Consider the following 14,274-nt stretch of genomic DNA (forward strand, 5'->3'; position numbering starts at 1 on the left):
ACCATGGCAATTACGTCTGCAAACCAGTTGGAGCTGCTCCAGACCGCGGAAGCTGTCGCCCGCGAAAAAATGATCGACCCGGTTTTGGTCATCGAAGCCATGGAAGAAAGCCTCGCCCGGGCAGCCAAATCGCGTTACGGCGCGGAAATGGACATTCGTGTCTCGATTGATCGCAAGACGGGCCGCGCGACCTTCACCCGTGTGCGCACCGTGGTCGAAGATGAGGAACTGGAAAACTATCAGGCCGAGTTCACAGTCGAACAGGCCAAACAATATATGGATGACCCCAAAGTGGGTGACCAGCTGGTCGAAGAAGTGCCGCCGGTTGAAATGGGTCGGATCGCCGCCCAATCCGCCAAACAGGTGATCTTGCAGAAAGTTCGCGAAGCCGAGCGTGACCGCCAGTTCGAAGAATTCAAAGACCGCGTGGGCACGATCATCAACGGTCAGGTCAAGCGCGAAGAATACGGCAACGTCATCGTCGATGTTGGCTCGGGCGAAGCGATCCTGCGCCGCAACGAAAAGATCGGCCGCGAAAGCTATCGCCCGAACGACCGCATCCGTTGCTACATCAAGGATGTGCGCCGTGAAGCACGCGGCCCGCAGATTTTCCTGTCGCGCACCGCACCCGAGTTCATGGCCGAGCTGTTCAAGATGGAAGTGCCGGAAATCTATGACGGCATCATCGAAATCAAGGCCGTCGCCCGTGATCCCGGTTCGCGCGCAAAGATTGCCGTGATCTCGTGTGACAACTCGATCGACCCCGTCGGTGCCTGTGTCGGTATGCGTGGTTCGCGTGTGCAAGCCGTGGTGAACGAGCTTCAGGGCGAAAAGATCGACATCATCCCGTGGAACGAAGACCAGCCGACCTTCCTTGTGAACGCGCTTCAGCCTGCTGAGGTGTCGAAGGTGGTTCTGGACGAAGAAGCCGGCAAGATCGAAGTCGTGGTGCCTGATGAGCAGCTGTCTCTGGCCATTGGTCGTCGCGGTCAAAACGTGCGTCTTGCCTCGCAGCTGACGCATCTTGATATCGACATCATGACGGAAGCCGAAGAAAGCGAACGTCGTCAGGCAGAGTTTACCGAACGCACCAAACTGTTCATGGAAACGCTGGATCTGGACGAGTTCTTTGCCCAGCTTCTGGTGTCCGAAGGCTTTGCAAACCTCGAAGAGGTTGCCTATGTGGAACTAGACGAGCTGTTGGTGATCGACGGTGTTGATGATGCCACGGCCGAAGAGCTTCAGGCCCGTGCGCGCGACTATATCGAAGCGCAGAACAAGAAAGCGCTGGAAAACGCCCGCGCGCTTGGTGTCGAAGACAGCCTGATCGCCTTCGAGGGTCTGACCCCTCAGATGGTCGAGGCGCTGGCCGAAGATGGCGTGAAGTCGCTGGAAGATTTCGCCACCTGCGCGGACTGGGAGCTGGCCGGCGGCTGGACGACCGTGGACGGCGAACGCTCGAAAGATGATGGCTCGCTTGAGAAGTTCGGCATAACGCTGGAACAGGCGCAGGACATGGTCATGACCGCACGTATTATGCTGGGCTGGGTTGACCCAACCGAGCTTGAGGCAGATGAAGCTGACGCTGACGCCGAAGAAGCAGCTGTGGAGGCCGAGGCCTGATCGCAGGCCTCGGAGATCGGCGCATGACGCGCGGTGGCCACAAAAATCGGCCGGAAGAGCCGGAACGGCGCTGTATAGCGACCGGAGAAACCCAGCCAAAGGCCGGGATGATCCGTTTTGTCGTAGGGCCGGATGGAAGTGTGGTTCCCGACCTGTTGGGAAAACTGCCCGGGCGCGGGATCTGGGTGTCAGCCGACCGCGCAGCGCTGGAGAAGGCCACCAAAAAGGGGCTTTTTTCCCGCGCGGCGAAACAGCAGGTGATCGTGCCTGAAGATTTGCTGCCCATGCTGGAAAAAGCGTTGGCGGCACGGGTGGTCCACCTGATCAGCCTTGCCCGCAAAGCAGGGGGCGCGGTCGCTGGGTTCGAAAAGGTGAAAGACTGGCTTGTTAAAGAACAGGCTGCCGTCTTGATCCAGGCGTCTGACGGGTCCGAACGGGGCAAGTCAAAACTGCGCCCGCCGCAGGGTCAGGACCGGTTCTTTACCTGCCTGACGGCGAATGAGCTGGGTATGGCCTTTGGCCGTGAAAATGTGATACATGGCGCGCTTGCGTCTGGTGGTTTGGCATCCCGTGTTGTAGAGGAAGCCAAGAAACTACAGGCGCTGCGCGAGCAAGACAACGACGGTGGCAACGGTCACCGGAAAGGTACGAAGACCAGATGAGCGATAATGACGGTAAAAAGACCCTGGGACTGCGCGGCGGAGCTCGCCCCGGTCAGGTGAAGCAGAGCTTCAGCCATGGGCGGACGAAGAATGTCGTGGTCGAAACGAAACGCAAACGCGTTGTCGTGCCCAAGCCGGGTGCGGCTTCAGGCGCTGGCGCCGCGTCGCCCTCTGCTGGTGATCCCAAGAAACGGCCCGCCGGTATCTCGGATGCCGAGCTTGAACGCCGCATGAAAGCTTTGCAGGCTGCCAAAGCCCGCGAGACCGAGGAAGCCGAAGCCCGCGTCGCCGAAGAAAAGGCGCGCGAGGAAGATCGCAACCGCCGCCGCGAAGAAGCAGAAACCAAAGAGCGCGAAGAGCGTGAGCGCGAAGAAGCGTTGAAGGCGAAAGCTGCCGACGAAGAGCGCAAGAAAGCGGAGGCCGAAGAGGCCAAGACCCGCGCCAAGCAGCCGACTCCGACCGCTGACCCCGCAGCCGCGCAGGCCGCCGAGCAACGCGGCCCCGGCAAGGCACCTTCGGGCCCGCGCAAGAAAGATGACCGCAACGGCCCAACGGCTGACCGTCAAAACCGCAACACCAAGGGTGCTGGGCGTGATGATGGCCGTCGGTCCGGCAAGCTGACGCTGAATCAAGCACTGCGTGGCGGTGGTGATCGTCACCGTTCCGTCGCCTCGATGCGCCGCAAGCAGGAGCGCGCGCGGCAGAAAGCCATGGGTGAACAGGTTGATCGTGAAAAGGTCATCCGTGACGTTCAGTTGCCGGAAGCCATCGTGGTCTCCGAGCTTGCCAACCGTATGGCCGAACGCGTCGCTGACGTTGTGAAGTCGCTCATGAATATGGGCATGATGGTGACGCAGAACCAAACCATTGATGCCGACACCGCCGAGCTGATCATCGAAGAGTTCGGCCACAAGGTCGTGCGCGTGTCCGATTCTGACGTTGAAGACGTCATCCACATGGTCGAAGACAAAAGCGAAGATCTTGTTGATCGTCCGCCGGTCATCACCGTCATGGGTCACGTTGACCACGGTAAAACCTCGCTTCTGGACGCGATCCGGAACGCGAAAGTGACAGCCGGCGAAGCGGGTGGCATCACCCAGCACATCGGTGCCTATCAGGTGAAAACCGATGACGGGAAGCTTTTGAGCTTCCTTGACACGCCCGGCCACGCTGCCTTCACGTCGATGCGGGCGCGCGGTGCTCAAGTGACGGATATCGTCATTCTGGTCGTGGCGGCAGACGACTCGGTCATGCCGCAGACCATCGAGGCCATCAACCACGCGAAAGCGGCGGGTGTCCCGATGATCGTCGCGATCAACAAATGCGACAAACCTGCCGCTAACCCGGATCAGGTTCGCACCGAGTTGCTGCAACACGAAGTGATCGTCGAAAAGATGTCCGGCGACGTGCAGGATGTAGAAGTGTCCGCAGTGACGGGCGCGGGTCTGGACGAATTGCTGGAAGCGATTACGCTTCAGGCCGAGATCCTTGAACTGAAAGCCAACCCGAACCGTGCTGCCGCTGGCGCCGTGATCGAGGCACAGCTTGATGTGGGTCGCGGTCCGGTGGCAACCGTGCTGGTCCAGAATGGCACGCTGAAGCTGGGCGACATCTTCGTCGTTGGCGAACAGTGGGGTAAAGTCCGCGCACTGGTCAACGATCACGGGGACCGCGTCGAAGAGGCTGGTCCTTCGGTTCCGGTCGAGGTGCTTGGCCTGAACGGCACACCCGAAGCCGGCGATGTTCTGAACGTCGTCGAAACCGAAGCGCAGGCTCGTGAGATTGCTGAATATCGCCACCAGGCTGCGAAAGACAAACGTGCTGCTGCGGGCGCTGCAACCACGCTTGAACAGATGATGGCGAAAGCAAAGGCCGACGAAGATGTGGCCGAGCTGCCCATTCTGGTCAAAGCCGACGTGCAGGGTTCGGCCGAAGCCATCGTTCAGGCGATGGAGAAGATCGGCAACGACGAAGTGCGCGTGCGCGTTCTGCACTATGGTGTCGGCGCGATCACGGAATCCGACATCGGTTTGGCCGAAGCCTCGGGTGCGCCAGTGATCGGGTTCAACGTTCGGGCCAATTCGCAAGCGCGCAACTCCGCCAACCAAAAAGGGGTCGAGATCCGCTATTACTCGATCATCTACGACCTTGTTGACGATGTGAAAGCTGCAGCGTCGGGCCTTCTGTCCGCAGAGGTGCGCGAGAACTTCATTGGCTACGCAGCGATCAAAGAGGTCTTCAAGGTGTCGGGCGTCGGCAAGGTCGCCGGTTGTCTTGTCACCGAAGGGGTTGCCCGCCGGTCGGCTGGTGTTCGCCTTCTGCGCGACAACGTGGTGATCCACGAAGGCACGCTGAAGACGCTCAAGCGCTTCAAAGACGAGGTGAAGGAAGTTCAGTCTGGTCAGGAATGCGGTATGGCATTTGAGAACTATGATGACATTCGCCCGGATGATGTGATCGAAATCTTCGAACGCGAAGAGGTCGAACGCTCGCTTGAGTGATCACGCTAGATCGACCCAATGGTCAGCATCAAAGAACGCAAAAGGGGACGGAATACCGTCCCCTTTTTTATGAGTGGTGCGCAGGTTCTGCGACCTTGCGTCAGGCGGCTTTGCGTTGCGCGACCGGGTGCCCGGTAAACTGGTGCCCTTCGACCAAGACGACGATTTTTCCGTCCGGCAGGCTTCGCAGATACTGACCCTGAACCATGACGCAGCTTCCAAGCAAAATTGTACGTAGCATCTGATATCTCCCCCTATCAGGTGTAATAGCGAAACAACCTTAGCACGAAACGGTTAACAAGTCCTAACACCCGACCGTGTTGAGCGGATTACAGCCAATCGCGCAAAATGGGGATCAAGGGAAGATCTGCGGGGGGCATTGGATAGTCACGCAGCTGGTTGACGCGCGCCCAGCTAAGCTTTTGGCCTTCTTGCGGCTGCGGTTGGCCGTCCCATTTTCGACAGGCAAAAACCGGCATCAGCAAGTGGAAATCATCATAGCTGTGGCTGGCAAAGGTCAGCGGTGCAAGGCACGACGCCCAGGTGTCGATGCCAAGCTCCTCTTTCAGTTCGCGGATCAGCGCGTGTTCGGGTGTTTCACCGGCTTCGACCTTGCCGCCCGGAAACTCCCACAGGCCAGCCATGGATTTCCCTTCTGGGCGCTGCGCCAGAAGCACGCGTCCATCGCGGTCAATCAACGCCACGGCCGAGACTAGAACGACTTTCATGGCAGCCCCTTTCCGTGCCGATCAGGACCGATAGTCGGCGTTGATCTGAATGTATCCGTGGGTCAGGTCGCAGGTCCAAACCGTTGCATTGGCGTCGCCAACGCCCAGATCGACAGCGATCACAAGATCGTCTTGCAGCATATAAGACGCCCCAGCCTCTTCGCGATAGGTCGGAGAAACCCAGCCGTTTTCGGCAACCAGAATATCGCCAAAACGGATCGATAGCTTGTCACGATCTGCATAAGCTCCTGACTTCCCGATGGCCATCACAACACGGCCCCAGTTGGGGTCTTCGCCCGCAATCGCGGTTTTCACCAGTGGCGAGTTTGCAATTGCCAGCGCATGCGTGCGTGCATCGGTGTAGGATCTGGCCCCAGCCACGCGAATCTCGACGAATTTCGTCGCCCCTTCGCCGTCGCGCACGACTTGATGGGCAAGATCCAGCATGACGCTGTGAAGGGCCGCGCGGAACGGCTGGTTGTCCTGTGTGACCTGGACGTCCGAAGCGCCGGTGGCCGCAAGAAGAAGCGTGTCCGAGGTCGAGGTGTCGCTATCGACGGTAATGCTGTTGAAGCTGGTTTCGTTTAAATCAGACAGCATGGCTTGCAGGTCATTCTGGTCAATCTTCGCATCCGTAAAGATGAACACCAACATCGTTGCCATATCAGGCGCAATCATGCCCGAGCCTTTTGCGATGCCTGCAATGTGAACGATGCGGTCACCGATCTTCACCTCGGCTTTGGCACCCTTCGCGAACGTGTCCGTGGTTCGGATCGCTTGCGCTGCTTGGGAAAGCCCATCGGGCACGAGCGTGCCGGCAAGTTCGTCGATGCAAGCCACGATCCGGTCATGCGGCAGGGGCTCTCCTATCACGCCAGTTGAGGCGGAATAGACCCTGTTTTCGGGCACTGACAAGGCGCTGGACACGCTTTGGGTCAGCGCTTCGACAGACTCATCACCAGCCGCACCTGTAAAGGCGTTCGAATTCCCTGCATTGACCAAGATCGCCGCGCCCGACGCGGGATCGCTGCCAAGTTTGGCCTGACAATCGCGAACCGGGGCAGACCGGGTTGCCGAGGTGGTGAAGGCCCCCGCAATCGTGGTGCCGGGTTGCAGTTCGGCCAACATGACATCCAGCCGATCGGCGTATTTCACGCCAGCCTTGGCGGCTGAAAACCGCGCACCGGCAATGACCGGCAGGTCTGGAAAGCGCGGCGGCGCCAAAGGCGACACCGCTGCAGTGTGGGTTTGAGCGGCAACAAGGCGCGCCTTAAGCTTTCGCAGCTTTTTCTTGAGCTTCTTGATCTTCGCCGACTTACCCATTTCCGGTTCCTTCGCGACTTAGTTGTCCAGAAGCGTCATATCACGCAACGCGGCCGCGTCGATCCCTTCAAGCTCGATCCGATCAATTGTCGCCGCATCCAGCAGCTTTTGCAGGGCAATATCGACAGCGTCACTTTGAATTTTCGAAGCGAGCTCCTCACGCACCTCGTCCAGCTCGGGGGCACCCTTCATCCGGGTTTCGTTCAACTTGACCACGTGCCAGCCAAACTGGGTCTGCACCGGGGGCGCAATCTGACCGTCCTCAAGCTCCATCACCGCGTCTTCGAACGGCTTGACCATCATGCCCGGACCGAACCACCCCAATTCACCGCCATTTGGGCCCGACGGACCGGTCGAATGCTCTTTGGCAAGTTCAGCGAAATCAGCACCACCTTCGATCTCGGCGATCAACTCCTTGGCCTTGTCTTCTTCTTCGACAAGGATGTGCGAGGCGTTGAATTCCTTGCTGGGTTCGGCACCCGCATATTCAGCGTCATAGGCGGCTTGCAGCGCCTCGTCGGACACGGCGTCGGCCATGACATCATCAATCACTTCGGCGGCGACGATCTCGCGGCGTTGGTTTTCAAGCTGAATCTCTGCGCGCCGGCTTAGCTCGCCCAGGGCTTGGCTCAGAACGGTCTGCTGGATCAGCTGTTCGACGATGCCGGGCAATAGAACGTCGTCCGGCAGCGATTGAAACTGCTCGGGCAACGTCAGGCGTGCGGCGACGACATGCGCCATGGTGATCTTGTCGCCATTGACCGTGGCAACCACCGTATCGCCCTGAACTTCGATCTTTTCGACGGCGGTTTCGGTTTGCGTACTGTTTTCCTGTGCAGCCAAGGGGAGGGCGATGGCGGCCGATATGGCGGCGCCGACAAAAAATGCGTTGCGTTTCAACATGAATAGTATCCTCGAAAGACGCCAGAGACCCCGGCAACATTGACAGTTTTCCACCCGACGCTTACATCGCTGGAAGGCTTGAGAGCGTAGGTTCTTGAGCAACTAGATAGGCGGCTGGACAGGGACGGGCAAGTTCCCTCTGGTCACACCAGCGTCAGAACCGCATTGAGGCACAAAAAACATGCTTGGAAAAATCGCGCGCAAGGTCTTCGGGACCCAGAACGACCGATTGATCAAATCGACACGGCCAATCATTGAAAAGATCAATGCGCTGGAAGAAGAATTCGCCGCACTGACCGATGACGCGATCATCGCCAAGACCGAAGAGTTCAAGAAACGCGTCTGCGACGGCGAAAAACTGGACGCGATCCTGCCTGAAGCATTTGCCAACTGCCGCGAAGGGGCCAAGCGCGCGCTGGGCCTGCGGGCTTTTGACACCCAGTTGATGGGGGGCATATTCCTGCACCGAGGCAACATCGCCGAGATGAAGACCGGTGAAGGTAAGACCCTTGTCGCCACATTCCCGGCCTATCTGAACGCGCTGTCGGGCAAAGGCGTTCATATCGTGACCGTGAACGACTATCTGGCCAAACGTGATGCCGAATGGATGGGCAAGGTCTATGGCGCGCTGGGTCTGACCACCGGTGTCGTTTACCCCCATCAGGCCGATGACGAAAAGCGTGCGGCCTATGCGTCCGACATCACCTATGCCACCAACAACGAACTTGGCTTCGACTATCTGCGCGACAATATGAAATCCGACCTGAAGGACATGTATCAGCGTGGGCATAATTTCGCCGTCGTGGACGAGGTCGACTCGATCCTGATCGACGAAGCGCGGACGCCGCTGATCATTTCCGGCCCGTCCGAGGATCGGTCAGATCTTTACGTCACCATCGACGCGCTGATCCCCGAACTGACGGACGAACACTATACGATCGACGAAAAGAACCGCGGCGCGACCTTCACCGAGGAAGGCAACGAGTTTCTCGAAGAGATCCTGCACGCGCGTGGTCTGCTGCCCGCGGAGCAGTCCCTATATGACCCGGAAAGCACCACTATCGTCCACCACATCAACCAAGGTCTGCGCGCCCACAAGCTGTTTCAGCGCGACAAGGATTATATCGTGCGCGATGGCGAGGTCGTTCTGATCGACGAATTCACCGGCCGCATGATGGCGGGTCGGCGTCTGGCCGAAGGTCTTCACCAAGCGATCGAGGCCAAGGAGGGCTGCAAGACTCAGCCCGAGAATGTGACATTGGCCTCAGTCACATTTCAGAACTACTTCCGTCTTTACAGCACCTTGTCAGGCATGACCGGCACCGCGTTGACCGAAGCGGACGAGTTTGACGAAATTTACGGACTGGGTGTTGTCGAAGTGCCAACCAACCGCCCGATTGCCCGGATTGACGACCATGACGCGGTCTATCGCACCACGCGCGAAAAATACGCCGCGGTTGTTGAAGAAATCCGTAAGTCAAATGAGAAAGGTCAGCCTATGCTGGTCGGGACCACTTCGATCGAGAAATCCGAGGAGTTGTCCAAAATGCTGACCGAAGCGGGCATCAAACATGACGTTTTGAACGCCCGCCAGCACGAACGCGAAGCCCAGATCGTGGCCGACGCAGGCAAGCTGGGTGCCGTGACCATCGCCACCAACATGGCGGGCCGCGGGACCGACATCAAACTGGGCGGCAACGTCGAGTTCAAAGTGATGGAAGCCATCGCCGCAGATCCGGACGGCAACCCCGACGAGATCCGCTCGCGCATTGAAGAGGCGCACGCTGCGGATGAACAAGCGGTGAAAGACGCCGGCGGTCTGTTTGTTCTGGCCACCGAACGCCACGAAAGCCGTCGTATCGACAACCAGCTTCGCGGCCGGTCAGGCCGTCAAGGTGACCCGGGCCGGTCGTCGTTCCTCCTGTCGCTCGAAGATGACCTGATGCGGATTTTCGGATCCGAGCGGCTTGAAAAAGTTCTGGCGACCTTGGGCATGAAAGAGGGCGAGGCGATCATTCACCCGTGGGTGAACAAGTCGCTGGAGCGCGCGCAGGCAAAAGTCGAAGGCCGCAACTTCGATATTCGTAAGCAGCTTCTGAAGTTTGACGACGTTATGAACGACCAGCGTAAGGCGATCTTTGGCCAGCGGCTGGAAATCATGCAAGCCGAAGACCTGTCCGAGATTATCGGAGATATGCGCCATCAGGTTATCGACGACCTTGTTGACACTTACATGCCGCCAAAATCTTATGCAGATCAATGGGATACGCAGGGTCTGCAAGCCGCTCTGATTGAAAGCATTGGATTTGAAGCCCCGGTTATCGACTGGGCCGCAGAAGAAGGCGTCGATGACGATACCATTCGTGAACGCCTCTACGATGCGTCCGACGACTTCATGGCGCGCAAAGCCGCAGAGTTCGGCCCCGAAACGATGCGCTCGATCGAAAAGCAGCTTTTGCTGCAAACCATCGACGGGAAGTGGCGCGAGCATCTCTTGACGCTTGACCATCTTCGTTCGGTTGTCGGGTTTCGTGGCTATGCCCAACGTGATCCGTTGAATGAATACAAGACCGAGGCCTTCCAGCTGTTCGAAGGCCTTTTGGACGGGTTGCGCGCAGACGTGACGCAGAAGTTGGCGCAAATTCGCCCGATGTCCGAAGAAGAACAGCAAGCAATGATGCAGCAAATGGTCCAGCAGCAGCAAGCTTTGGCGAAAGCGGCTGATGATGCTCAGGATGCTGCGGAGGGCTTCAATGAAAATGACCCTTCGACATGGGGCAACCCGTCGCGCAACGAAGAATGCCCCTGTGGGTCAGGTAAGAAGTTCAAGCATTGTCACGGGCGACTGGCCTGATCCTGTGGCGTCGCGAGTATCTTCGGTTGAAATTTGGCGCATGGGTTTGGATGATCGTGCCAACCAGTTTCCGGGGCGGGGCGCATCATGAACGCATTACGCGCGATATTCGCGGTTGCATGTGTGACGTTGCTGGCGGGGTTTCCCGCCCGCGCTGAAGATGTGACGCTGACCGCGCGTGACGGTTCAATTGAGCTCACCGGCACTTTGTTGACTTTCGACGGCGAGTTTTACCGCATTGATACCGAGTTCGGCATCCTTACGGTCGATGGCTCCGGAGTAACCTGCGAAGGGCCGGGGTGTCCCAGCCTGGGCCCTTACGTGGCTGATCTGACCATTTCCGGCGCGCACAGCATGGGGGCGGTCCTGTTTCCAGCACTTGTCGAGGGGTTCGCGCTTCGGCAGGGTTACGCTCTGAAACGGGAAGAACTGATCGGCATTGGCACGCTTTATACCCTCTACGAGGGCAGTTCTGGCCAAGAAGCGGCGCGGATCACCATCAAGCTGACCACCAGCGCTGAAGGCTTCGCCGATCTTCTTGGGCAACAGGCGGATATGGTGCTGTCCATGCGACAGGCCTCGACCCGTGAACGCAGCATGGCGCGCGAGGCCGGTTTGGGTGATCTGCGCATTGCACGCCAAAGCCGCGTGATTGCGCTGGATGCCCTGGTGCCGATCGTTTCGCCCGGCAATCCGGTGACGAAACTGTCCATCAATCAACTGGCGGCGATATATGCCGGCAAGATCCGAAACTGGAAGGAACTTGGAGGCGAAGACGCGCCGATCACGCCCTATCTCATGGATATCGAAGAAGGTTTCGGCCCGGTGTTCATGAAAGATGTGATTTCGGCGAATGGGGTCAGCCTGTCCGACCGCGTGCGGTTTCATCCGTCGAACAAGGCGCTGGCGGATGCGGTTGCTCGTGATCCTTTCGGTATTGCAATCACCTCGTTCATGCAGCCGGGCAACGGCGAGGTGGTGCAACTGACCGGCGCGTGTGGTTTCGAGGTCGAAGCATCATCGCAAACGATCAAGGCAGAGGACTATCCCCTGACCATGCCGATGTATCTTTACCTGCCCGAACGCCGGATGCCGCTTTTGGCGCGCGAGCTTCTGTCCTATCTGCGCACCGACAGTGCGCAATTCGTAACCCGACGCGCCGGATTTGTTGATCAGGCACTGATGCGCATTCCGATCCGCGACCAAGGCGATCGGATGGCAAACGCGATTACAGCGGCTGGGACCGAGGTCTCTTTGACCGAACTTAAGCGCATGGTCGATAGTTTTGACGGGAAAGACCGTTTGTCGATCACGTTCCGGTTCGAGGGCGGGTCCACGCTGTTGAACGCCCCATCCCGGTCGAACGTCGCCTTGTTGGCCAAAGCGCTTGAAAGTGGGCGGTTTGATGGAGGCGAACTGGTGTTTGTCGGGTTCTCGGACGGTCAGGGGACGGCCGAACAAAACCTATCCCTGGCGCGAAAGCGGGCCGTGGCGGTCAAAGCGCTTGTGCTGGAGCAGCTAGAGGCCTTTGACTTGTCGCGCGTCACCCTGAAAGCCGAAGCTTTCGGCGAGGCAATGCCCATGGCCTGTGATGACAGCGCTTGGGGTAGGGGTGTCAACCGTAGGGTCGAAATCTGGGTCAATTGACCGCTACAGATATCCTGACCCGCGAAAGCTCAGCTCTGTTGATTTTCCGATGATCAGGTGATCATGCAGCGTTATGCCCAGCGCCGTTGCCGCATCATTGACCTGCGTGGTCATCTGAATGTCACTGTCTGACGGGGTCGGGTCACCAGAGGGGTGGTTGTGCACCAGAATGATTGCCGAGGCATTCAGCTCCAGCGCCCGTTTCACCACTTCGCGCGGGTAAACCGGCACGTGGTCTATGGTGCCCTGCCCCTGTTCTTCGTCTGCGATCAGGACGTTCTTGCGATCCAGAAATAGCACGCGAAATTGTTCGGTATCCCGGTGCGCCATCGTGGTGTGACAGTAGTCCAGCACCGCATCCCATGATGAAATGACGTGTCGCTGGATCACCCGGCTACGCGCCATGCGGTGGGCTGCAGCTTCGACGACTTTCAGTTCGGTGATGACAGCATCGCCAATGCCAGGAATGGCACGCAGGCGCTGCAGAGGGGCCGTTATCACCCGGTTGAAGTCGCCGAACGTGTCCAGCAATACACGCGCCAGCGGCTTCACATCGCGACGGGGAATGGCGCGGAACAGCACAAGCTCCAGCAACTCATAATCCGGCATCGCTTGCGCGCCACCTTCCATGAACCGTTCACGCAACCGTTTGCGATGGTCCTTGATATACGAGGGCAATTTGCCGCCCACGTTTTGCACCGGAAGGGCGGGTGCTTCGTCCGTGTCGAACAGCGCTTGTGGCATCTCTTGGAACTGGAATTGTCTGCTCTCTGTCATGAGAGCAGACTGCACCAGAAATGGTGAATGAATAGTTAACAACCCTAGGGTGTTAGCCCTTCATTCCATCCCAGAAGCTTTTAACCTTCGAAAAAAAGTTTGTGCTTTCGGGGTTATTCTCTTCCGACAGTTTTTCAAACTCGCGCAGTAGCTCTTTTTGGCGAGTGGTCAGGTTGACCGGCGTTTCTACCGCAAGCTCGATATACATGTCGCCGCGTGCCCCGCCGCGCAGCCCGGGCATCCCCTTTGACCGCAGGCGCATCTGGCGACCCGATTGGCTGCCCGCCGGGATTTTCACCCGCGACCGTCCGCCATCAATGGTCGGCACTTCGATATCACCGCCAAGTGCTGCGGCGCTCATCGAAACTGGAACCCGGCAATGGAGATGCGTGCCTTCGCGATCGAAAATCGGGTGCTCGGCGACATCGATGAAGATGTAAAGATCACCCGTCGGACCGCCCCGCATTCCAGCTTCGCCTTCGCCCGCCAGACGAATGCGTGTGCCGGTTTCAACACCAGCCGGGATGTTGACGGACAGCGACCGTTCCTTTTCTTTCCGGCCGGCACCACCACAACTTTTGCAGGGGTTCTGGATCATCTGACCGGTGCCCTGACAGGTGGGGCATGTGCGTTCGACGGTGAAAAAGCCCTGTTGTGCGCGGACTTTACCCATACCTGAACAGGTCGGACACATGGTCGGTTCGGCGCCAGCTTCGGCCCCGGTTCCTTCGCATTCCTCGCAGGCAACCGACGTGGGAACGACGATCGTTTTTTGCAGCCCCGCAAAGGCGTCTTCAAGCGAGACGCGCAGGTTGTATCTAAGATCCGACCCACGTTGCGCGCGCGCGCGTCCGCCACCACGGCCGCCCATGAAATCGCCAAACAGATCGTCGAACACGTCCGAGAAGGCGCTGGCGAAATCGCCATTGCCACCGGGGTGTCCGCCACCGGGCCGACCGCCCATACCACCATCGAAGGCAGCGTGGCCAAACCGGTCATAGGCCGCTTTCTTGTCGGCGTCTTTCAGGACTTCGTAGGCTTCGTTTACCTCTTTGAACTGTGCTTCGGCATCTGGATTGTCCGAATTGCGGTCCGGGTGAAGCTCTTTCGCCTTCTTGCGATAAGCTTTCTTCAGCTCGTCCGCAGATGCGCCCTTGGACGCACCCAGAACCTCGTAATAGTCACGTTTTGACATTAGGGAAGTCTCCAATAAGGAGGGGGTAGGGCCGCCATGCAGCCCCACCCGTTACCTGAAC

General features: G+C 58.6%; 11 protein-coding genes. 5 read left to right on the forward strand and 6 right to left on the reverse strand.

Annotated features, from left to right (window positions below; translation table 11 throughout):
* The first annotated feature begins 3 nt into the window (after positions 1–3).
* The 3 genes from nusA to infB are packed head-to-tail and all read left to right on the forward strand — an operon-like array spanning position 4 to position 4,786.
* Complete coding sequence (nusA, locus tag ACXYMP_RS01700) at positions 4–1,623, forward strand: transcription termination factor NusA (protein ID WP_458903928.1); 1,620 nt, start codon at positions 4–6, stop codon at positions 1,621–1,623.
* A 23-nt stretch (positions 1,624–1,646) separates the two neighbouring features.
* Positions 1,647–2,285: an RNA-binding protein gene (locus ACXYMP_RS01705; protein WP_458903930.1), complete on the forward strand. Its 639-nt coding sequence runs from the start codon at positions 1,647–1,649 to the stop codon at positions 2,283–2,285.
* Complete coding sequence (gene infB / locus ACXYMP_RS01710) at positions 2,282–4,786, forward strand: translation initiation factor IF-2 (RefSeq protein WP_298566929.1); 2,505 nt, start codon at positions 2,282–2,284, stop codon at positions 4,784–4,786. Before ACXYMP_RS01705 ends, infB begins: the two co-directional genes overlap by 4 nt.
* Before the next feature lie 100 nt (positions 4,787–4,886).
* On the opposite strand, the gene ACXYMP_RS01715 is transcribed toward infB, so the two are convergent.
* From ACXYMP_RS01715 to ACXYMP_RS01730, 4 genes are all read right to left on the reverse strand, one after another.
* Positions 4,887–5,027, reverse strand: a complete 141-nt coding sequence (locus tag ACXYMP_RS01715) for a hypothetical protein (RefSeq protein WP_298566931.1) — start codon at positions 5,025–5,027, stop codon at positions 4,887–4,889.
* A gap of 88 nt (positions 5,028–5,115) precedes the next feature.
* The gene (gene mutT / locus ACXYMP_RS01720; protein ID WP_298566932.1) at positions 5,116–5,514 is read right to left on the reverse strand and encodes an 8-oxo-dGTP diphosphatase MutT; all 399 of its coding nucleotides are present in this window, start codon (positions 5,512–5,514) and stop codon (positions 5,116–5,118) included.
* A gap of 21 nt (positions 5,515–5,535) precedes the next feature.
* Positions 5,536–6,837, reverse strand: a complete 1,302-nt coding sequence (argJ, locus tag ACXYMP_RS01725) for a bifunctional glutamate N-acetyltransferase/amino-acid acetyltransferase ArgJ (RefSeq protein ID WP_458903933.1) — start codon at positions 6,835–6,837, stop codon at positions 5,536–5,538.
* A gap of 18 nt (positions 6,838–6,855) precedes the next feature.
* Positions 6,856–7,740: a peptidylprolyl isomerase gene (locus ACXYMP_RS01730; RefSeq protein WP_298566934.1), complete on the reverse strand. Its 885-nt coding sequence runs from the start codon at positions 7,738–7,740 to the stop codon at positions 6,856–6,858.
* Positions 7,741–7,921: 181 nt separating this feature from the next.
* Between ACXYMP_RS01730 and secA the strand changes: the two genes are divergently transcribed.
* Together secA and ACXYMP_RS01740 are read left to right on the forward strand one after the other, a co-directional pair.
* On the forward strand, positions 7,922–10,594 hold the full coding sequence (secA, locus tag ACXYMP_RS01735; RefSeq protein WP_458903938.1) for a preprotein translocase subunit SecA: 2,673 nt from the start codon (positions 7,922–7,924) through the stop codon (positions 10,592–10,594).
* An 87-nt stretch (positions 10,595–10,681) separates the two neighbouring features.
* Positions 10,682–12,241, forward strand: coding sequence for a phosphate ABC transporter substrate-binding/OmpA family protein (locus ACXYMP_RS01740; RefSeq protein WP_458903940.1), 1,560 nt, complete (start codon positions 10,682–10,684; stop codon positions 12,239–12,241).
* Between the two features lie 3 nt (positions 12,242–12,244).
* Here the strand turns inward: ACXYMP_RS01740 and radC are convergent, their stop codons facing one another.
* Together radC and dnaJ are read right to left on the reverse strand one after the other, a co-directional pair.
* On the reverse strand, positions 12,245–13,018 hold the full coding sequence (gene radC / locus ACXYMP_RS01745) for a RadC family protein (protein ID WP_458903942.1): 774 nt from the start codon (positions 13,016–13,018) through the stop codon (positions 12,245–12,247).
* Positions 13,019–13,070: 52 nt separating this feature from the next.
* Complete coding sequence (gene dnaJ, locus ACXYMP_RS01750; RefSeq protein WP_458903945.1) at positions 13,071–14,213, reverse strand: molecular chaperone DnaJ; 1,143 nt, start codon at positions 14,211–14,213, stop codon at positions 13,071–13,073.
* Between the last annotated feature and the right edge of the window lie 61 nt (positions 14,214–14,274).

The sequence above is a fragment of the Aliiroseovarius sp. CAU 1755 genome, assembly GCF_054482655.1.

Bases quoted from the DNA above. Each gene is read 5' to 3' on its own strand.
- argJ (WP_458903933.1), bottom strand. From the start codon at position 6,837: ATGGGTAAGTCGGCGAAGATCAAGAAGCTCAAGAAAAAGCTGCGAAAG.
- ACXYMP_RS01740 (WP_458903940.1), top strand. From the start codon at position 10,682: ATGAACGCATTACGCGCGATATTCGCGGTTGCATGTGTGACGTTGCTG.
- radC (WP_458903942.1), bottom strand. From the start codon at position 13,018: ATGACAGAGAGCAGACAATTCCAGTTCCAAGAGATGCCACAAGCGCTG.
- secA (WP_458903938.1), top strand. From the start codon at position 7,922: ATGCTTGGAAAAATCGCGCGCAAGGTCTTCGGGACCCAGAACGACCGA.
- nusA (WP_458903928.1), top strand. From the start codon at position 4: ATGGCAATTACGTCTGCAAACCAGTTGGAGCTGCTCCAGACCGCGGAA.
- infB (WP_298566929.1), top strand. From the start codon at position 2,282: ATGAGCGATAATGACGGTAAAAAGACCCTGGGACTGCGCGGCGGAGCT.
- dnaJ (WP_458903945.1), bottom strand. From the start codon at position 14,213: ATGTCAAAACGTGACTATTACGAGGTTCTGGGTGCGTCCAAGGGCGCA.
- ACXYMP_RS01730 (WP_298566934.1), bottom strand. From the start codon at position 7,740: ATGTTGAAACGCAACGCATTTTTTGTCGGCGCCGCCATATCGGCCGCC.
- ACXYMP_RS01715 (WP_298566931.1), bottom strand. From the start codon at position 5,027: ATGCTACGTACAATTTTGCTTGGAAGCTGCGTCATGGTTCAGGGTCAG.
- mutT (WP_298566932.1), bottom strand. From the start codon at position 5,514: ATGAAAGTCGTTCTAGTCTCGGCCGTGGCGTTGATTGACCGCGATGGA.
- ACXYMP_RS01705 (WP_458903930.1), top strand. From the start codon at position 1,647: ATGACGCGCGGTGGCCACAAAAATCGGCCGGAAGAGCCGGAACGGCGC.